The following is a 19,361-nucleotide window of genomic DNA, read 5'->3' on the forward strand; positions in this document are numbered from 1 at the left end:
TCCCGGCACGGGAATCCTTGTCCGGCACTTCGCCTGACGAAGCGTCAGATTAGGGCCCGCGCCGGGAGGAGGGAACCCCACGGGACCGCGCGGGTCAGCCGCCGAGCTTCCAGGGCTCGGCGAAGCCCCAGTCGCCGAAGCCGGCGGCGGGAGTCCACCAGGTGTGGTTGAGGACGCGGTCGGTGCCGATGGAGAACACGTCGAAGGACTGCGAGAGCGGGTTGTAGGCCGCGCTCGGCGATCCGGTCAGGACCGTGCCGGGGCCCGTCGCCCAGCTTCCGAAGCCGGTGGCGGGGGTCCACCACGTGTGCTTCTGGCTGCCGTCCTTGCCGATGGCGAAGACGTCGAAGGACTTGCTCGCGGGGTTGTAGACGGCGCTCGGCGCACCGCTGACGTTGCCGCCCGCGGCCGCCCACGAGCCGAAGCCGGTGGCGGGGGCCCACCAGGTGTGGCTCAGCGAGCCGTCGGTGCCGACGGCGAAGACGTCGAAGCTGTTCGAGTCGGGGTTGTAGACGGCCGAGGGGGCGCCGGCGAGGTTCCAGCCCGGTGATGTGGCCCAGCTGCCGAAGCCGGTGGCCGGGTTCCACCAGGTGTGGCGGAGGAGGCTGTCCTTGCCGATGGCGAAGACGTCGAAGCTCTTGCTGACCGGGTTGTAGACGGCGCTCGGTGCGCCGGTGACGTTGCCGCCCGCGGCCGCCCAGGTGCCGAAGCCCGTCGCGGGGTTCCACCACGTGTGGTTGAGGGAGCCGTCGGTGCCGATGGCGAAGACGTCGAAGGACTTCGAGTCCGGGTTGTAGACCGCGGTCGGCGCCCCGGCCACCTGCCAGCCGGGAGCCGTGGCCCAGGTGCCGAAGCCGGTGGCCGGGGTCCACCAGGTGTGCCGGAGCAGGCCGTCCTTGCCGATGGCGAAGACGTCGAAGGACTTCGAGTCCGGGTTGTAGACCGCCGTCGGCCGCCCGCGCAGGCTGCCGCCCGCCGTGGCCCAGGTGCCGAAGCCGGTGGCCGGCTCCCACCAGGTGTGGTTCAGGGCGCCGTCGGTGCCGGTGGCGAACACGTCGAAGGACCCGGAGTCCGGGTTGAACACGGTGTCGGCTGCCGTCGCGAAGTCGCCGCCCGCCGGGACCGGAGCCGTGTCGTCGGTGACCGCGAGGTTGCGGATCGGGCGGTAGCTCGCCGTGTCGTTCCCCGCGAAGTACGGGTACGGGATCTTGCGGTGGTGCACGCCCGACCCGCTGAACTCGTAGCCCCAGTAGCTGGACTGCGACGCATCCGCCCACCCCTCGAAGAGGACGACGTGGCCGTAGTTGCCGATCTTGTCGTTGTTCAGCGCGTCGCCCGGCTTCAGCTCGCCCTTGCCGATGACCCGCGATATCCCGGCCGGGCCGAAGGAGTTGGTGGTCTGCCCGGGGGTGGCGAGCTGCCAGGCCATGGAGACGTAACCGGAGCAGTCCCGGCGGTAGCCCTGGTAGGTGCCGCCCTGGTTGTAGTCGAGCCCCAGCCCCACCCACGTCCTGGCCCGCGCGATCACCTGGCTGCGGCTGATCGGCGTCGCCGTCGCGGCCATCGCGAACTGCCCGGCTCCCGTCGTGCGTGCGACCGGCGCCGGGGCGCCCTGCCCCGGGCTGCCCTTGTCGGGGCGCGGCGTGGCCTTCTTGACCCCGGCCTTCGGCTTCTGGGCCGTGGGCTGCGCGGCGGCGGGCACGGCGGCCGGAAGGACGACACCCAGCGAGAGGGCACCGGCGAGGACGAATCCGAGCGCGGGACGGCGACGGGCACGGTACGCGGGCATCGACTGACTCCAGACGGCTGAGGTGCGTGCGGCAACTGCGTTCACCGGGAACGCTAGAAGCGCCACACCCCGCCGACCGGCAGCCCGAGGGGCAGCTCACCGCCCCCACACCGGCAGCTCCGCCGCCACCTTTACGCCGTACCGCGGCCGCGTGCGTACGTGTACGTGTACGTGAGGCTCAGCGCGCGGAGGCGTGCGCGACGAACCCGGCCCAGGCGGCGGGGCCGAAGGCGAGGCGGGGGCCGGCGGTGTTCTTGGAGTCGCGGACGAGGACGGTGGCGGGGGTGGTGGCGACCTCCACGCAGTCATTGATGTCGCTGCTGCTGCTGTAGGTGCTCTTGCGCCAGGCCACCTCGACGCAGTCGTTGCCGTTACTGCTGTCGCTGTAGCTGCTCTTGAACCACGTCATCTCCGTCTTGCCGTTCATGTCTCTCCCAGCACTTGCTCGATGAAGGCCATCGACTCCCGTGGCGTGAGAGCCTGGGCCCGGATGATCCCATAACGCAGCTCAAGGACCCTGAGCTGCTTGGGGTCCGAGACTGGGCGACCATTGAACTCGCCCTCGTCGCGACCGACCGCTGTCCCGTCGCCGAACTTCAGCATCTGGATCAAGCCCCCCATCCCGGCGTGGTCTTCGATGTTCATCGGCATCACTTGAATCTCGACGTTCCGAAGACGGCCGACCTCCAGAAGGTGCTCCAGCTGTTGGCGTAGCACCATCTTGCCCCCGATGGGGCGGCGGAGGGTCGCCTCTTCCTGCACGAAGCTCAAGGTAGGGGCGGGGGAGCGCTCGAAGATGGATCGTCGCGCCATGCGTGCGGCCAGCAGACGGTCGACCTCGCTTGCGTCGTACGCGGGTCGCCAGGTCTCCAGCAGGGCACGTGCGTACGGCTCCGTCTGGAGCAACCCATGAAAGTTGTGGTTTCCGTAGGACAGCAACTCGACCGCCCGAGCCTCTGTCTTGGCCAGGTCGCGGACCTGCTTCGGGTAGCGGACCTGTTCCACGTCCTGCCGCATCGCGCGGATCTTGCCGTTCGCGTTCAGGACCTCGTCCGCCCTGTCCAGGTACTCGGGGCGGGGGATCCGTTTGCCCGCCTCCACCTTGTAGACGAGGTCTTCGCCGTAGCCGATCGCCGTTCCGAAGGCGCCGGCCCGCAAGCCGGCGCCTTCGCGCCAGGCCCTGAGCTGGCGGCCGACGGCGGCGATCACCGCCGCGCCCTGTTCGTCTTCCGGGTCGACCTCCCAGCCGGGCTCGTCCGTGCTGTCGCTGTTGTCCGCGCTCATGCGCCCCACCTCCTCAACGCCCGGTACCCGACGCGCGCTTCGGACAGCCCGGACAGCAGTGGACAAGGTCCGGACAGTCTCCGTACGCACAGGCGTCATCGCTGTTCAGCGTAGGGACGCACGGCCACGCTGAGTCACATGAATGAACAACTCGGCGCAATCGAGTCGCCCGTACGTCAGTTCGTGGTCCAGCTGTCCGCCACGCCGCGCAGTGCGCGGCTCGCGCGGTTGCTTGCTGTCGAGCAACTGCGGGCCTGGGGGCTGCCGCTGACCGTGGGGGCGCATGTCGTCGCCGAGTTGACCGCCAACGCCGTCACGCACGGCCGCGTGCCCGGGCGGGACTTCCGGGTCGGGATGTCCGTCGCGGCGGGGATCCTCCGGATCGAGGTGACGGACACGCGAGGGGCGGACCTGCCCGTGGTCCGGGTGCCGGATGCGGAGTCGGGTCGGGGGCTGGTGATCGTGGAGGCGCTGGCCGAGCGGTGGGGTGTCACCCCGGGCCCGGCGCCGCGCAAGACCGTCTGGGCGGAGGTCTCCGTCCCGGTGGGGCTGTGACCTGGGGTGATGCGGTACTCGCCGGGTCGGGGTTACCGCGACCCGGTGGCCCGGGATCCGGCCGACCGCGACCCGGCGGCGGGCGACGTCAACCAATCAAAGGAACTGGGGAAAGGACCTCACCAGACCCTCCCTGCCTCCCGTAGCTCACACGAGTGAACCTGGCCAACTGGATTGGATTTCGGGAGGGTTGTCCGGCATATGCTCGCGGCGACCGACAATGGAAATACGTCGGCCCCCGCCGGGACGGCAATCCCGGGCGAGGGCCTGACCACGAGGAAGAGAACAGCTTCCCGATGGCTTTCACGCAGCCTAACGCGCCCGTGCGCGCAGAGTCCCGTGTTCGTGCCGGGACCGCCCGATCCGGTGTCGTCCACGTCAACGTCCGGCACCGCAGTCACTTCACGGTGGTGGGCAACCACCTCGCCCAGCACCGCCAACTGTCGCTGACCGCCCGTGGGCTGGCCCTGTACATCCAGTCGCTGCCGCCGGGCGCCCCGATCGGCATCAAGACGCTGTGCGCCGTGTTCCCGGAGGGCGAGCACCGGATCGCGGGGGCTTTGCGCGAGCTGGAGGAGTACGGGTACCTCACCCGCACTCGGGAACGGCTCCCGAGTGGCCGCGTCGTGACGCGAACCGTCTCGTACAACCAGCCCGGTGCGCACCGCAACCGTCCCCCCGGACCCGGACCCGGCCCCGGCCTGGCCCCGGCACCGGACCCGGCCCCGGACCAGCCGCCTCCGTCAGCGGACCCGGGCCCGGACCGGCCGCCTCCGTCAGCGGACCCGGCCCCGGACCGGCAACTCCCAGCCTCGCCGGCGTTTGAGGCGCGGGGTTTGGGGCGGAGCCCCAAGACAACCCGGCTCCGCCGGGCACCGGGCTCCGCCCGGACCCGCGCCTCAAACGCCGGCGAGGCTGGAAGTTGCCCCACGGGCGTCGGCGAGGCTGGGGGTGTTGCTCCGGGTGCCGGCGAGGCTGGAGGTTGCCCCACGGGCGTCGGCGAGGCTGGGGGTGTTGCTCCGGGTGCCGGCGAGGCTGGAGGTTGCCCCACGGGCGTCGGCGAGGCTGGGGGTGTTGCTCCGGGTATCGGCGGGGCTGGGAGTTGCCCCACGGGCCTCGGCGAGGGGCGGGGTGTTGCCACGGGCGCCGACGAGGCGGAGGGCGTCCGGTCCGAGGCCGGGCAGCAAGGACTGGCCCCCGCGGACCCGCTGAGCGCCGCGGCCCGCCGGGTGCTGGGCGGGCTGAGGGAGCGCAACCCCCGCCTGCTGCTCGCCGAGCGGGACGTACATCGCCTGGCCCCCCTCCTGGAGGTATGGCTCGTACGCGGGGCCTTGCCCGAGGTGGCAGCGCGCGTGTTGTCCGCGGACGTTCCCGACGACATCTGGCACCCGGCCGCCTTCGTCGAACACCGCCTCAGGGAGCAGCTGCCGCCCGAAATCCCGCTCCACCGGCTGCCCCCGGCAGCCCCCGCCCCGGACCGGATCGTCCACCCCCTGCAGAACTGCGAGTCCTGCGACCGCGCCTACCGCGCACCGACCCGCGGCCACTGCCCCGCCTGCCACCCCGATCCCGAAACCGGTGCCTAGCATGAAGGTGATGACTCGGGCCCCGGGCCACAGACGAGGAGCCGCCGCCATGACCGTCGCATCGGACGCATCACGCCGTGCCACCGCGCCGTACAAGGCGATGCGGGACGCTCTGGAAGCGCTGGACGACGCCGTTCCCGGAAAGTTCGAGATCACCAAGGAAGGGATCGTGCACGACATGATGTCCCCCGGACGTCCGCACGAACTGACCGCGGGCCTGGTCAGCCGGCGCCTGGAGAAGGTCATGCCGGACGACATCTGGGCGCACACGGGTACGCCCGACGTCGAGGACGAGCCCCACGGCATCCTCAGGCACCCGGACGTCATGGTGATCGCGCGGAGCGACATGGCGGGTGAGGGGGCGTTCGACCCGCGCACGGTCATCGCGGCCATCGAGGTGGTGTCCGAGTCCAATCCGGAGAACGACTGGGTGGGCAAGGTGCGTGACTACCCCCTCCTGGGCGTCCCCGTCTACGCCCTGTTCGACCCCCGCACCGGGACGGGCGCCGTACTGACCGACATCCACCCCACCCCCGCGGGCCCCCGGTACGCCACCCGCACCGACTTCCTCTACGGCGAGGACGTCACCATCGCCGACTGGACGATCTCGACCACCGACCTCCCCCTCTACGGGCCCAAGCGGCAGACGTGATCCCTCTGAACCGCCCCGTCGCGCTCCTCACGACGTCAGAAGTACAGGAACGGGATCAGGGCGGGCGGCAGTGACGGGGACGACAGGATGTCGTAGTGGGTGGCGGACGGGAGGATCGCGAGGCGGTGGCGGGGGCCGTCCGCGGCGGGGGGCGGCCCGGAGGGGCCCGGGTCGCTGAGGCCGCCGCCCAGCAGGGCGTAGAACTCCACCATGTGCGCCGGGCGGATCGAGTCCGTGTCGCCGTACACGAGCAGGGTCGGGGACGTCAGGGCGCGGATCTCGGCGGACCAGTCGTACGGGCGGCGCATCAGCTCCCCGCACTTGGCGACCAGCGCCGGCCAGTCCCCGGGCCGCGGCGCCAGCCGCGCGTACAGCTCGTACTGCGGTGACTGGCGCATCGGTTCGGCGGCGGCCTCGCTGAGGACCTGGAAGCCGGCCAGCACCTCCGGGTGCCAGCCGTCGTGCCGGTACGGGATGGAGACCAGCACCAGCCGCCGGACCAGGGCGGGGTGCCGGACCGCGGTCCACAACGCGGCCATGCCGCCGAGCGAGTAGCCCAGTACGTCCGCCTGCCCGACGCCCAGGTGGTGCAGCAGCGCGGCGACGTCGTCCGCGAGGAGCTCCGGGCGCAGCGGCCGGCCCGGAACGTCCGGGGTGCGGCCGTGGCCCTGCAGGTCCGCGACGATCACCCTGCGGTGCGCGGTCAGGGCGCGCAGCAGCGGCTCGTACATCTCGCCCGCGCCGAGGCCGCCGTGCAGCAGGACGAGCGGCTCGCCCGAGCCGTGGTCCTCGTAGTACAGGGACGGGCCGGCCCCGGGTAGCGGTGCGTAGCCCGTCCTGCGTGCCATCCTCATCGTCCCCGCCCTCCGCGTGCCGACTCGTTCCGCAGGAAGGTAGACCCCCGAACTGAGGGCAACTCATCGGTCAGGCCGAAAACGCCCGTTCCAGGCGGCGCAGGCCCTCCTTGATCTCCTCCGGGGTGTGGGTGGTGAAGGAGAGGCGCAGGGTGCGGGTGTCGGGTTCGCCGGTGTAGAAGGGGGCGCCCGGGACGAAGGCGACGTCGTGGGCGATGGCCTGCTTGAGGAGGGCCGTCGCGTCGAGGCCCTCGGGCAGCCGGGCCCACACGAACATGCCGCCCTCGGGCCGGTTCCACCGCGACCCGGCCGGCAGCGCGTCGCCGAGCCCGGCGAGCAGCGCGTCGCGGCGCGCACCGTAGGCGGTACGGATCTTCGCCACGTGCGCGTCGAGGTCGTTGGCGGCGAGGTAGCGGGCGGCGGCTATCTGGTCCACGGTCGAGGTGTGCAGGTCGGCGGCCTGCTTGGCGACGGCGGCGGCCCGGCGCAGGGCCGCGGGCGCGCGCAGCCAGCCCAGCCGCAGGCCCGGCGCCATGATCTTGGAGAAGCTGCCGAGGAGCGCCGTACGGTCCTCGGCGCCCGGGTGCGCGGCCAGCCACGGCACCTCGGCGCCCTCGTAACGGAGTTCGCCGTACGGGTCGTCCTCGATCAGCCACAGGCCGAGCCGGCCGGCGGTCTCCGCGACGGCGGCGCGGCGGGCCGCGGGCAGGGTGCGGCCGGTGGGGTTCTGGAAGGTGGGCACCGAGTACAGGAGCTTGGGGCGCTCGCGCAGCACCAGCTCCTCCAAGGCCTCGGGGATGATCCCGTCCTCGTCGCACGGGACGGCGACGACCCGGGCGCCCGCGAGGCCGAAGCACTGGAGGGCGGCGAGGTAGGTGGGGTTCTCGACGAGGACCACGTCGCCGGGCTCGACGAGGGTCGCCGTGATCAGCGTCAGGGCCTGCTGCGAACCGGTGGTGATCAGCACGTCGTCGGGGTCGGTGGCCAGCCCGCGGGCGCTCGCCCGGGCCGCGACGGTCGCGCGCAGCTCGGGCGCGCCCTCGGTGGTCGAGTACTGGAGCGCGCGGGCCCCGCTGTCCGCGAACGCGGCGTCGTACGCGGCCCGCAGCCCGGTCGTGTCGAACAGCTCGGGCGCCGGCAGCCCGCCCGCGAACGAGATCACCCCGGGCCGCTCGGTGAGCGCGAGGATCTCCCGTACGGGCGAGCCGCCGACCGAGGTCGCGCGGGCGGCAAACGCGGGGGGCTGGGCGGCGGCAGGCATGGGGGCTCCCGGAACGGCGGCGGCGGACGTGCATGCGATTCCGGCCACCCTAGCCGGGATTACGTGCAGCCGACACCTATCTTTCCGGAGTTGGTACCTCCCCTTCGCGTTGCTCTACTCCCGCTCCAGCAAGGGGAGTTGGGCGGCCCGGCCTCAGCGCCGGCTTCGGCGCCGACCCCAGCCCCGGCGCGAGCCCCGGCCCCAGCCCCAGCGCCGGCCGCCCAGCCCCAGCCCCCCCCTGTGCCCGCCCGTGCATACCCGTTCCTGCCCGTGGCGGGCGGTGGCGCCGGAGGGCCGGGTCAGAAGGCCCCGTTGAGCCCCCACCACTCGGAGTCCGACACGAACCCGGCGGCGAGGGTGCCGTCGCCGCGGCCCGGGTAGCGCATCAGCTTGCCGCTGCTCGTGACCGTCGCGATGTCGAGGCGCCCGTCGCCGGTGATGTCGCCGTTGGCGACGATCGACGTCATGGAGTTCCAGCCGCCGCTGCCGATCAGGCGGCGCGGCGCCAGGCCGCCGGCGGCCGTGCCCGGGTACAGCCACAGCCGGCCGGTGGCGGTCTCGCGGGCCAGCAGGTCCGGGCGGCCGTCGCGCGTCAGGTCACCCGCGCCGACCAGCGCGTTCATCGCACCCCAGCCGCTGCCGCCGATCAGCCGGCGGGCGCCGAGGCCGCCGGTGGCCGTCCCCGGGTACAGCCACAGCTTCCCGGTGGCGGTCTCGCGGGCGACGAGATCGCCCCGGCGGTCGCCGGTCAGGTCGCCGAACGCGGTGATCAGGGACATGGAGTTCCAGCCGACGCTGCCGATCACGCGCCGCGGGAGGAAGTCCCCGTCGCCGGTGCCCGGGTACAGCCACAGCTTCCCGGTGGCGCGCTCGCGGGCGATCAGGTCCTCCCGGCCGTCCCGGCTGAAGTCGCCGTGCCGGGTGATCGCGCTCATGCCGTTCCAGCCGCTCACCCCGGCCAGCCACGCGTCGCCGTCGCCCGAGACGAACCACAGCGCGCCCGTCTCGTCGCGCACGAGGACGTCGGAACGCCGGTCGCCGTTCAGGTCGCCGAAGCCGGTGGCGGTGGTGCCGGGCTCGTCCCACCAGAAGGGGAAGGCCGGAAGGACGCACTCACGGGCGGTGCGGACGAACTTCAGCGAGCTCTTGTCCAGGTGCGCGGTGCCGCTGTAGCCCGTACCGGCGGTGTGCGGTCTGACCGCCGTCCAGCTGCCCGCCGGCCCGGTCTCCACCTCGTAGTTGCGGCCCGAGTACAGGCAGGCGACCCACGAGGTCCGGTTGGTGAAGGACCGGATCCGGTTGTCGTACGTGCTCCCCAGCCAGGGGGTGTCGGTGTCCGTCTGGAGGCGGGACCCGGTGGCCGTGGTGTTCGTCCAGGCGCAGAAGCGCCCGGCGGCACAGTCCCCGAACCCGGCCGCGTCGGCCCGCGCGGCAGGTGCGGTGGCAAGTCCCAGGGCGCCGAGTAGGAGTGTGCCCAGTCCGAGTGCGATGCCCGCGGTCGCGCCGCGCAGAAGTCCCTTACGTCCCTTGAGCATGAGCCGGGTCCCTTCCGAGTGGGTGTGCGGCGCGGTGCTCGCGCCGTGCTCTCGGAGAGGACGGATGCGGGCGGGAGCGGCCCGGGTTCCCGGCGCTCCCGCCTTGTGGCCGGACCGGGGCAATGTCCGCGTCCGGTTCCCGCGGTGTCCGCGTAGTGCTGCCGGCCGGACGGCCCGCCGCCGGCGGCAGTGCGGGCTTGCCCCGCCTCCCGGCGACTGCCCGCCTCCCGGCGACTGCCCGCCTCCCGGCGACTGCCCCGCCTCCCCACGGCGGTTGCCCCCCGCCCCCCGGCGGTGCCGGACTCTCGTAATCTGATACAGCATCAGTTAGACCGGTCGCATGACCCGAGAATCCGGAGCAGAAGGCTCCCGAACCGAAGACCCCCGAACCGAAGACTCGCGGGCGCAGGACACCCGGCCCGAGGCGTACGCGGAGCTGGCCGCCGTCGGTCCGTACGGGGTGCGGCCCGGCCACGCGCTGATCACCATGGTCGAGCCGCATCCCGGGCACGAGTTCGCGTACAACCGCTGGTACGAGGACGACCACTACTACGCCGGGGCGATGGCCATGCCCTGGATGTACGCGGGCCGGCGCTGGGTGGCGACCCGGGAGCTGCAAGAGCTGCGGTACCCGGAGAAGTCGGCCGTCGCCCAGCCCGTCACCGCCGGCTGCTACCTCTCCACGTACTGGGTGACGGCCGGCCGGTACGACGAGCACATGAAGTGGACCGTCGGCATCAACAAGCGCCTCAACCGCGACGGACGCGTCTACCAGGACCGCACGCACGTGTTCACCGCCTTCCAGGACCACGTGGCGAGCGTCTACCGGGACGGGGCCGCGGGCCCCCGCGACTTCCACGCCCTCGACCACCCGTACCGCGGGCTGGTCCTCCAGGCCGTCGACGCCGACGGGCCGGAGCAGCGCGCCGAACTGCTGGAGTGGCTGCGGTCGCGGGCCCTGCCGAAGCGGCTGGCCGGCGGGCCGGCGGCCATGGTCACGGTCTTCCGGCCGACCCCGCTGCCGGGCGACCGCATGACCTACGTCAAGCAGGTCGAGGGCGTCGACACCCGGCTGACGCTGCTGTGGTTCCTGGAGGCCGACCCGCGGGAGTGCTGGGACCGGTTCCGCGGGCTGGACGCGGAGGTCGCGGAGAGCGGGCTGGGGCGGGTGGAGCTGGTCGCGCCGTTCATCCCGACCGTGCCGGGCACCGACCGGTACGTGGACCAGCTGCGCTGATCCCCGGACCCGCCGTGCCGGGCGTACGTACGAACGGCCCGCGTCCGCGCCCGTGTCCCGGCGCGGTCCCGGTCCCGGTTCTGGAGGGGGCCCGGGCATGGCCGAGCCCCCTCGGCCAGGACGGCGTGCCGGTCGAGAGGGCTCATGTCAGTAGTGCGTCGGTTGCGGATGGCGTGTTCTCCCCTGCGTTCAGGCGAGGTGCCCCAGCGGGCCCCGGGTCACGCCGGAGACGAAGGAAGTCCACGAGCCGGGCGCGAAGGTGAGGGACGGACCGCCCTGCACCTTCGAGTCCTGCACCGCGATCTCGGCCACGACGGGGGACTTGACCTCCACGCATGCACCGTTTCCGGCAGAATACGAGGACTTCGTCCAGTTCATCGTGGCACCCTGGTGAATCGCCATTTTCACTCCGGTTTGAGAAGTCGAGTTGCTGTCGAGTTGCTTCGAGATCTGTCGAGCTGATCTCGCGCCAACCTTTTCCTGATTGGCGTGATCGACGCTACTCGCCGAAGTCCGAGTCTGAAGAGGGCGTTCACTCGACTGGATGGCATATTCCAGTAGGGTCTTCCGCGGCCGGGCGTTGACGGTGTACCGTACCGGCTCGCCTCGCCGCCAGCCCGTGACCTGCGGGTATCTGCCGCGACCTGTCCGCGTTTCGGGCTTTCCGCCGGATTTACCGGCAGGCGGGCAGATGCGGACGCTTAGGCGCCCTTATCGGCATGAACGGCGTGATCGTCGATGATGTCCGCGATGAAGTCCCGGGTCTGCTCGACATTCAGCGCCTGTGCCCGCAAGTGCTCGTACATGACGCTGTACTTCTGAACGTCGTTCGCCTTCTCCAGGTACAAGTCGCTCGTGACGCCTTCGATGTAGACAACAGTCGAATCCGAAGCGTCCGGAAATTCCAGAATCGCGTACTGACCGTTCACACCCGGGTGCGCGCCCATGCTGAACGGCATGACCTGAACGGTCACATGCGGAAGCTCCGACTGCTGCATCAGGTGCTCCAGCTGACGGATCATGACCGCTCCGTCACCGACCCGGCGGCGCAGCGCGGCCTCGTCGATGACCGCCCACAGGCGCAGCGGACCGCGCTCCGGGGCGGACTCGTCCGCGACGATCCGGTCCTGCCGGCGCATCCGCACCTGCACCCGCTTCTCGATGTCCAGCTGCGCCGTCTCGGGAAGCGCGCCGCGCACGATGGCCGCCGCGTACTCGGGGGTCTGGAGCAGTCCGGGGATGATCTGCGGCTCGTAGACGCGCAGCGAGGCCGCGTCCGTCTCCAGGCCGATGTAGACGCTGTACGGAATGTCCCCGAACGCGTGCCACCAGCCCTGCTGGCGCGAGTCCTTGGCCATCTGCATCAGCGAGTCGACCAACCGGCGGTCCTCCACCTCGTAGACGTCGCACAGGTCGCGGACGTCGCGCTGGCTGATCGAGCGACGGCCGTTCTCGAGTCGGCTGATCTTCGACTGGGAGACGAGGAGCCGCTCGGCGACCTGCTCGGCCGTCATGCCCTTGTCCTCACGGAGCTTGCGGAGCTCCATGCCCAGTCGGCGGCGTCGGACGGTGGGGTTGACATTGGACGCCACGGGAACGGCACCTCCGCTTTCCGGCTGCGAGCGTCTGGCTGACTGCCCGCTGGGTGTATCTCTGCGTATCTGCTGATGTGCAGATTGCCACCGAACGGCCGGGTGGCGCTGGGAAAGTGACAGGAAAGCGATCGAAAACCCGCGCCACCACAAGCGCGTCAACCGCCACGTTGGCGCACTGGCGGGCAACCTCCAGCCTCGCCGGTGCCCGGGGGCGCAACTCCCGGGCTTGCCGGTGCTGCGTGCGGCATATCCAGCCTCGCCGGCGTTTGAGGCGCGGGGTTTGGGGCGGAGCCCCAAGACTGCAACCCGGCTGACGCCGGGCACCGGGCTCCGCCCGGACCCGCTCCTCAAACGCCGGAGGGGCTGGGATGTGCGCCGGAGGGGCTGGGATGTGCGCCGGAGGGGCTGGAGGGTGTGCGGGGTCAGCCGGGCTCCGCCCGGACCCGCGCCTCCAACGCCGGCGAGGCTGGGAGTTGCCCCCAGGGCCTCGGTGAGGCTGGAGATGCGCGTCACGGTCAGCCGGTGAGACTGGGATTGCACCCCCGGGCGTCGGGGTGGGGGAAACGGCGGACGCGCGGGGTGGCGGGGCCGGGTGGTTCCGGTCCCGTCCTCCCCGCGCGCCGGCGGTTCCGAACGTATTCGTGCCTGCCTGCAATACCCGTACGCGCGTCAGTGCGCGACGGCGCGGGCCATGACCCCCCGCCGCGGCTGCAGCGGAACACCGCCGGTCGCCGCACGGGCGGACGCCGACCCGGCCGCGGACGCGGCCGAAGCCGTCGCCCCGACGGGCTGGTGCCCGGCACCCGGTGCCGGAGCGCGCCGCGGCTGCGCGGCGGCACCGTTCTGGACGTCCATCACGGCGTGCGCCACGAGTCCGCCCATGGGGTCGTGCCGGATGAGGTCCCGCAGCCTGGAGCGGGACGACCGTCCTTCGTTGCCCGGGTACAGGTGCTTGCCGAGCCCGACCGCGTGGGCCAGCGCGGCAAGCGCCGCGGTCCGCGGGTCCGGCGGTACGCCGGTGCGGATCGCACTGTCCAGCCGGGCTCGGATCTCCCGGCTGATCGCCGTGTCGGTCGCCTGGTAGCGAGTCGTCGGCAGCACCCCGCACATCTGGCCCGCCACGGCATGCACCATGCCGCAACGCTCCAGGTGAGCGAGGTAAATCTGGCGGAGACCCAACCGGGGCCCACCGATCCAGTGGACGGCCCGAACCGGACTGCCGCGCCTGCGCAGCAGTTCCAGTGCGGAGTCCAAGGTCGGATCTCCTGTCGGCCGTGGCATCACCACGGCGATACGATCCCCGTCTGGGGCTATCCGTCCTGCCAGAGCCAGCTCTACTAGCTGTGCCCCGGCCAGGCCGAGGTCGAGCGACTGCGGCTGCGCCGTGGTTCCCGTGGCCGGGTCCAAGGCGAGCAGCAGAAGCTCCTCCGGAATTGTTCTGCGGCTCCTGCCCATCCATGCCTCCCCGCGTGGATGAGTGACAGGGTGACCCCTCTCACATTCATCTGTCGAGAGTGCCTGGCCGCTTTGTGGGGGAACCAGCAGCTATGTCGTTCTCGTCTACCACGGGGGCGATGCCCCCGAGACGGGACACTGTTAGACGGTTCGGACAGCTGGACAAGCTGGACAGCGAGCGAGGAGGAACTGGTGGCGGGCGAGTCCCCCGACAAGTCGGTGAAGCAAGGTTCGTCGGGGGCGGCGGACTCCACAGCGGAATCCACGGAGGAGCGCGACCCCCGTCTCCGCCTCTCGGTGCCCCGCACGCCGGAACGGGACTCCGTGCCGGACGCCGCGTCTGCGGCGGAGCCGGAGCCGGAGCCGGAGCCGGAGCCGGAGCCGGAGCCGGAGCCGGAGCCGGAGCCGGAGCCGGAGGCCGAAGCGGCGTCCGGGCCGGATGTCGCCGCCGGGTCCGAAGCGGATTCCGCGTCCGCGTCCGCGTCAGCGCCCGCGTCGCCGTCGCTGTCCCCGTCGCCGTCGCCGTCCGCTGAGGACTCGCCTGCGATTGAGGGCCCTTCCGGGGCCGTTGCGGCGCCTGAGCGCCCGTCTGGAGCCGCCGACGCGCCCGAGGGCTCGTCCGGGGCCGGGAGCGGCACCGACGGGCCGTCGCGGGCCCAGGGCCGGTCCGGGGCCGGTGCGGAGGGCGAGAAGGCTGCCGACGGGGGTGCGGCGGCCGGGGAATCCGGCGCGGCCGGCTCTGCCGGGACCCCGTCGGGCGGTACGGGTGCCGGGGGCGAGCGCGCCTCCGCCGCCGGGCCCGATGCGGCCGAGGCCGATGAGCCGGTGGACTGGTTCGCCGTACGACGTCCGGCCGCGAAGAGCGCGCCGAGTGCTGCCGACGCGCCTGCCCGCAACTCCGGAGCGAGCGACTCCGATTCCTCTTCCGACCCGCGTGCGGATGCAAAGCCCGTAGACCCGCGGGGTGGTGCGCCGCGTCCGGCCGCCGCCGGTGACGGCGACAACCTGCGTGCGGCCGTGGCCGCTTGGGTCGCCACGGCGGACGGTGCCGAGAGTGGCGGCGGCGCCGACGGCGGGGATGGCGCGGAGAGTGCCGACGGTGGGCGAGGTGGTGCCAGAGGTGCTGGTGGTGCCGCTGGTGGAGGCGGTGCAGGTGCGAAGGCCGGTACGGGTGCGGGCGACGAGACGGCCGTGTTCCGTGCCGTGAAGCCCACGGCCGGCAAGCCTGCGACCGGCAAGCCCACGGCCGGGAAGCCCGAGGACAGGGCCGGCGACAAGGCCGGCGGCGGCGACAAGGTCGGCGAGAGCGCCGGCGCGAAGGCGGAGCCCGAGGCTCCGGCCGATCAGACGACCGTGCTCAAGGCCATCACGCCGAAGACGCCGCGGCCGCCGCGCAGCGACGAGACCACCGTGCTGAAGGCCGTGACCCCGAGGACGGGACCCGCGCCCCAGGGCGCGGGCGGCTTCGTGGACCAGCCCACCACCGCCTTCCGCGCGCCGAAGATCGGCGGGGCCGGTGCCGGGGCTGGGGCCGGTGCCGGGCCCAAGACCGGGCCCGAGTCCGGGCCCCGTCCCGAGGCTCCGGCGGACCGGCCCGTCGACCAGCCCACCGCCGTGTTCCGCATGCCGAGCGCGCCGGGCGGGTCCGGTGGGCCCGGCGGATCCGGTGGATCTGCAGCGTCCGGCGGGTCTGCCGCGCCGAGCGTGCCGAAGCCCGCCGCCGGCGGCGAGTCCGACGGCTCGCGCACGAGCACCTTCGTACCGCTGCGCAAGGACGACACCGGCCCGCGGACCCCGCAGGCCAAGACCGCCGCCCCCCAGCAGGGCGCGCCCGGCACCTCCGCCGGACCGGCGTCCCGCGGCCCGGTCCGTACGCACGGCTCTGTGTCGGGTGCGGGGACGGGTACCGGTGCCGGTGCGGGTGCGGCGGCTGGTGCCGGTGTCGGCGCGGCTGCCGGGTCGGCGCCGGGTGCCGGCTCGGGCGCGTTCGGCTCGACGCCCGCGGGTTTCGGCGCCTCCGGCGGTCAGGGTGCCCTCGGCGAGGCCGAGCGGACCCGGCAGCAGCCGCTGCCGCCGAAGCCGCCGCTCGACATGCTCGCCGAGCTGACGAACAACCCGCCCCCGCCGCCCACCGCGATCCGTACCACGGTCCGGCGGTTCAAGATCTGGACCCCGCTGGTGGTCCTCCTCGCCGTGATCTTCGCCGTCGTGCAGATGGTCCGGCCGCTGCCCGAACCGAAGCTGACGATGACCGCGAACACCTCGTACACGTTCGCGGGTGACAAGCCGAACCTGACCATGCCCACCGAGGGGCAGGCCTGGATGGCCGCCTCCGGCCTCGGCACCGTCGGGTCGTACGGCGAGCAGAAGCCCATCCCGATCGCCTCCGTCACCAAGTCCATGACGGCGTACATCATCCTTCGCGACCACCCGTTCAAGCGCGGCGAGAAGGGCGCGATGATCGACGTCGACAAGACGGCGGAGCTGGAGGGGCAGAAGGACAAGACGGACAACGAGTCCACCCTCAACACCGTCCGGGAGGGGCACAAGATCAGCGAGTACGACGCCATCGCCGCGCTGATGATCCCCTCCGCGAACAACATCGCCCGGCTGCTGGCGCGCTGGGACGCCGGTTCCCAGGAGGCGTTCGTCAAGAAGATGAACGACACCGCCCGCGAACTCGGCATGACCAACACCACGTACACGGACCCCTCTGGCCTGGACGCGACGACGGTCAGCACCGCCGAGGACCAGGTCAAGCTGGGTCTGAAGCTGATCGAGATCCAGGTGCTGCGCGACATCACCAAGCTGCCCAGCTGGAAGGACCCGTCGGGCAAGACCTGGAGCAACTGGAACTCCCTGGTCCCGTACAACGGCGCGCTCGGCATCAAGACGGGCAGCACCACGGCCGCCGGCGGCAACCTGCTCTTCGCCGCGCACAAGATCGTCGGGAAGACGGACCAGTTCATCGTCGGCGCGGTGCTCGGCCAGCACGGGACGCCGATCCTCGACACCGCCATCGCCGCAAGCAAGAAGATGATGCTGGAGACCCAGGACGCGCTCACCGGCGCGAAGGTGATCAAGAAGGGCGACGTCGTCGGATACGTCGACGACGGGCTCGGCGGCAAGACCGCGGTCGTCGCCACCGGTGACGTGGAGGCGGTGGGCTGGGCCTCGCTCAAGATCGACGTGAAGCTCGGCGACGGGACCGCAGGCGCCGGCGCCAAGATCCCGCACACCGCGAAGGCGGGCACGGAGATCGGCACGCTGACGGTCGGCTCGGGCGTCAGCCAGGTCAAGGTGCCGGTGGCACTCCAGACGGACCTGGTCGAACCGGGCTTCGGCAGCAAGCTGACCAGGGTCGGGTGACGGCCCGGCCGAGGGTCGTGATTCTGTAGGGGTAGGGATTCCGACCGGAATCCCGAAGATGTACGGCGCCGGCGCTCCGGGAACCCCGGGGCGCCGGCTCTCGTCTACGGCTGGGGGCGGGGCGGACGATGTGGGGTGCGACGAGTGACGACCGCTAAGCCGGAGACGCCGGGGGCGCCGGGAGCGCCGGGGGCTTCTGAGGTGGCTGAGGTGCCGGGACTGCCGGGAGCGCCGGGGGCTTCTGAAGTGGCCGAGGTGCCGGTGCCTGAGGTGGCCGAGGTGACTGAGGTGTCGGAAGCTTCTGGGGTGGCTGAGACTGCTGGGGCCGGCGTGCCTGAAACAGCCGGGGCCGGAGCGTCCGGGAAGGCTGGGACCGCTGAGACCGCTGGGACCACTGGGAGCGCTGGGACCGCTGGGGTGCGTGTGGCCGAGGTGGCCGAGCCCGAGCGGCCCGAGCCCCCCGCGCCCGGGCGGTTCGCCGCCCTGCGCGAGCGGTACCCCGTCGGGTCCGTCGTGCTCGCCGTCACCGCGCTGGCCGGCGTGCTGCACGTGGTGTGGTTCTTCGTCTTCGCGAACAGCGGCGGCGACCTCGCCGCCCAGGACGCGTGGGCCGAGTTCGTCGGCCGACACCCGGACTCCGCGTACAACCTCGCCTGGTACGGCGGGATGCACCCCGTCTCGTACAGCGTCGTGTCGCCGTACCTGATGTCCGTGCTCGGCGTCCGTACGACGATGATGATCGCCGGCACCCTGTCGGCGGGGCTCGTCACGCTGATCCTGTTCCGCTGCCGCGGCGCGGTCCGCAATCCGGTGCCGCCCGCCATGGCCGCGGTCTTCGGGTTGTTCTGCAACGCGATATCGGGGCGGGTGACCTTCGGGCTCGGCGTGATGTTCGCGCTGGGCGCCGTGGCCGCCGTGTTCTGCTGGCCCCGGAAATGGGCCCGCAACCGGTGGGGCAAGGCCGCCGTCGCCGCGCCGCTGGCCGGGCTCGCGACCGCCGCCTCGCCGGTGGCCGGACTCTTCCTCGGCGTCGTCGCGGCCGCGCTGTTCCTGAGCGCGCGGCGGCCGGGCGCGTACGCACTCGGGCTGCCGCCCGTGATCATCGTCGGGCTGTCGGCGTGGCTGTTCCCCTTCTCCGGGACGCAGCCGATGTCGATCGGAACCGCGGCCCTGCCGTTCCTCTTCGCCGTGCTCTCGCTCGTGCTCGTGCCGCCGAAGTGGAAGACCGTACGGCTCGCCGCCGCGGTGTACGCGGTGGGCGTGTTCCTCACCTGGCTCGTCGACTCGCAGGTCGGCTCGAACGTCACCCGCCTCGCGATGCTGTTCGCCGGCGCGGTCTTCGTCGCCGCCCTGCCGTACACGGAACGCGGCAAGCGCAAGTGGTACGCGCTGGTCCTCGGGTTCGTCGGCGTCAACACCTGGATCACCATCAACAGCGTCAACGACATCGTGCACACCACGCCGGCGGCGTCGTGGGCGCGCGAGCTGGCGCCGCTCGTCGACCAGCTCCAGCAGGCCGGCACGGACCGCGGGCGGGTCGAGGTCGTCCCGGCCAGGAGCCACCGCGAGTCGTCGGCGTTGTCACCCTACGTGAACCTCGCACGCGGCTGGAACCGCCAGGCCGACCTGGAACGCAACCCGCTCTTCTACGACGACACCCTCGACTCCGAGAACTACCGCGAATGGCTCGACCGCTGGGCCGTCCACTACGTCGTACTGTCCGCCGACGAACCCGACTCGGGGGGCAAGCACGAAGCGGAACTCATCCGGAGCGGGGTGCCGTACCTCCAGCGGGTGTGGAGCAACGAGAACTGGGACCTGTTCCGGGTCAGCCGGCCGACACCGCTCGCCGACCTGCCGGCGACCGTGCGGCGCGTGGGCGCGGGCGAACTCGTCGTGGACGTGAAGGAGGCGGGGGCGGTACGGATCCGCGTCCCGTACTCGCCGTGGCTCGGCCTCGTCGACGCGCAGGGCAAGAGCGTCGAACCGCCGACGGAAGACGAAAACATCGCCGGCTGCCTCTTCCGTTCCGCCCCGGACGCCGAAGGCGACGAATGGACCACCCTCCTGGCCCCCACCCCCGGCGTCTACCGCCTCGCCGCCCCCTACCAACTCCCACGCGGCACGGCCTGCCCGGACACGCTGGTCGAGGAGGCGGTGGGGGAGGGGGAGTAGGGGCTGGGGAGTGC

15 protein-coding genes are annotated in these 19,361 nt (G+C 72.2%); 6 read left to right on the plus strand and 9 right to left on the minus strand.

Annotated elements, in window-relative coordinates; genetic code table 11:
- Positions 1–94: 94 nt before the first annotated feature.
- The 3 genes from OG764_RS21025 to OG764_RS21035 form a co-directional block, all read right to left on the minus strand.
- Positions 95–1,789, minus strand: a complete 1,695-nt coding sequence (locus OG764_RS21025; protein ID WP_328969963.1) for a hypothetical protein — start codon at positions 1,787–1,789, stop codon at positions 95–97.
- A gap of 178 nt (positions 1,790–1,967) precedes the next feature.
- Positions 1,968–2,216, minus strand: a complete 249-nt coding sequence (locus OG764_RS21030; protein WP_328969964.1) for a DUF397 domain-containing protein — start codon at positions 2,214–2,216, stop codon at positions 1,968–1,970.
- A complete protein-coding gene (locus OG764_RS21035) occupies positions 2,213–3,073 on the minus strand; it encodes a helix-turn-helix domain-containing protein (protein WP_328969965.1) in 861 nt (286 codons plus the stop codon). The genes OG764_RS21030 and OG764_RS21035 overlap by 4 nt, the downstream gene beginning before the upstream one ends.
- A 138-nt stretch (positions 3,074–3,211) precedes the next feature.
- Between OG764_RS21035 and OG764_RS21040 the strand changes: the two genes are divergently transcribed.
- The 3 genes from OG764_RS21040 to OG764_RS21055 all read left to right on the plus strand — a co-directional run bounded on the left by OG764_RS21040 (position 3,212) and on the right by OG764_RS21055 (position 5,866).
- The gene (locus OG764_RS21040; RefSeq protein WP_328969966.1) at positions 3,212–3,628 is read left to right on the plus strand and encodes an ATP-binding protein; all 417 of its coding nucleotides are present in this window, start codon (positions 3,212–3,214) and stop codon (positions 3,626–3,628) included.
- A gap of 1,352 nt (positions 3,629–4,980) precedes the next feature.
- Positions 4,981–5,214 (plus strand): hypothetical protein, encoded by a 234-nt coding sequence (locus OG764_RS21050; RefSeq protein ID WP_328973304.1) that lies wholly within the window; start codon positions 4,981–4,983, stop codon positions 5,212–5,214.
- Between the two features lie 49 nt (positions 5,215–5,263).
- Positions 5,264–5,866, plus strand: coding sequence for a Uma2 family endonuclease (locus OG764_RS21055; RefSeq protein ID WP_328969967.1), 603 nt, complete (start codon positions 5,264–5,266; stop codon positions 5,864–5,866).
- Between the two features lie 35 nt (positions 5,867–5,901).
- Here the strand turns inward: OG764_RS21055 and OG764_RS21060 are convergent, their stop codons facing one another.
- From OG764_RS21060 to OG764_RS21070, 3 genes are all read right to left on the minus strand, one after another.
- Positions 5,902–6,714, minus strand: coding sequence for an alpha/beta fold hydrolase (locus OG764_RS21060; protein WP_328969968.1), 813 nt, complete (start codon positions 6,712–6,714; stop codon positions 5,902–5,904).
- Positions 6,715–6,790: 76 nt separating this feature from the next.
- Positions 6,791–7,981 carry an aminotransferase-like domain-containing protein gene (locus OG764_RS21065; protein ID WP_328969969.1) on the minus strand — a complete coding sequence of 397 codons (1,191 nt, stop codon included), beginning with the start codon at positions 7,979–7,981 and terminating at the stop codon, positions 6,791–6,793.
- A 299-nt stretch (positions 7,982–8,280) separates the two neighbouring features.
- Positions 8,281–9,516, minus strand: a complete 1,236-nt coding sequence (locus OG764_RS21070; RefSeq protein ID WP_328969970.1) for an FG-GAP-like repeat-containing protein — start codon at positions 9,514–9,516, stop codon at positions 8,281–8,283.
- Positions 9,517–9,856: 340 nt separating this feature from the next.
- Here OG764_RS21070 and OG764_RS21075 point away from each other — a divergent pair, with 340 nt between their 5' ends.
- Complete coding sequence (locus tag OG764_RS21075) at positions 9,857–10,753, plus strand: hypothetical protein (protein WP_328969971.1); 897 nt, start codon at positions 9,857–9,859, stop codon at positions 10,751–10,753.
- A 189-nt stretch (positions 10,754–10,942) separates the two neighbouring features.
- Here OG764_RS21075 and OG764_RS21080 read toward each other — a convergent pair whose 3' ends face one another.
- From OG764_RS21080 to OG764_RS21090, 3 genes are all read right to left on the minus strand, one after another.
- On the minus strand, positions 10,943–11,155 hold the full coding sequence (locus tag OG764_RS21080; RefSeq protein WP_328969972.1) for a DUF397 domain-containing protein: 213 nt from the start codon (positions 11,153–11,155) through the stop codon (positions 10,943–10,945).
- A gap of 299 nt (positions 11,156–11,454) precedes the next feature.
- Entirely contained in the window at positions 11,455–12,345 is an 891-nt protein-coding gene (locus OG764_RS21085; RefSeq protein ID WP_328969973.1) for a helix-turn-helix domain-containing protein, read from the minus strand.
- Between the two features lie 672 nt (positions 12,346–13,017).
- Positions 13,018–13,803, minus strand: coding sequence for a GOLPH3/VPS74 family protein (locus OG764_RS21090; protein ID WP_328969974.1), 786 nt, complete (start codon positions 13,801–13,803; stop codon positions 13,018–13,020).
- A gap of 1,191 nt (positions 13,804–14,994) precedes the next feature.
- On the opposite strand from OG764_RS21090, the gene OG764_RS21095 reads away from it, so the two are divergent.
- Both OG764_RS21095 and OG764_RS21100 read left to right on the plus strand, forming a co-directional pair.
- A complete protein-coding gene (locus OG764_RS21095) occupies positions 14,995–17,172 on the plus strand; it encodes a D-alanyl-D-alanine carboxypeptidase family protein (RefSeq protein WP_328969975.1) in 2,178 nt (725 codons plus the stop codon).
- A 417-nt stretch (positions 17,173–17,589) separates the two neighbouring features.
- Positions 17,590–19,347: an MFS transporter gene (locus tag OG764_RS21100; RefSeq protein ID WP_443056003.1), complete on the plus strand. Its 1,758-nt coding sequence runs from the start codon at positions 17,590–17,592 to the stop codon at positions 19,345–19,347.
- Positions 19,348–19,361: the final 14 nt, after the last annotated feature.

It is taken from the genome of Streptomyces sp. NBC_00239, from assembly GCF_036194065.1.
GTDB lineage: Bacteria > Actinomycetota > Actinomycetes > Streptomycetales > Streptomycetaceae > Streptomyces.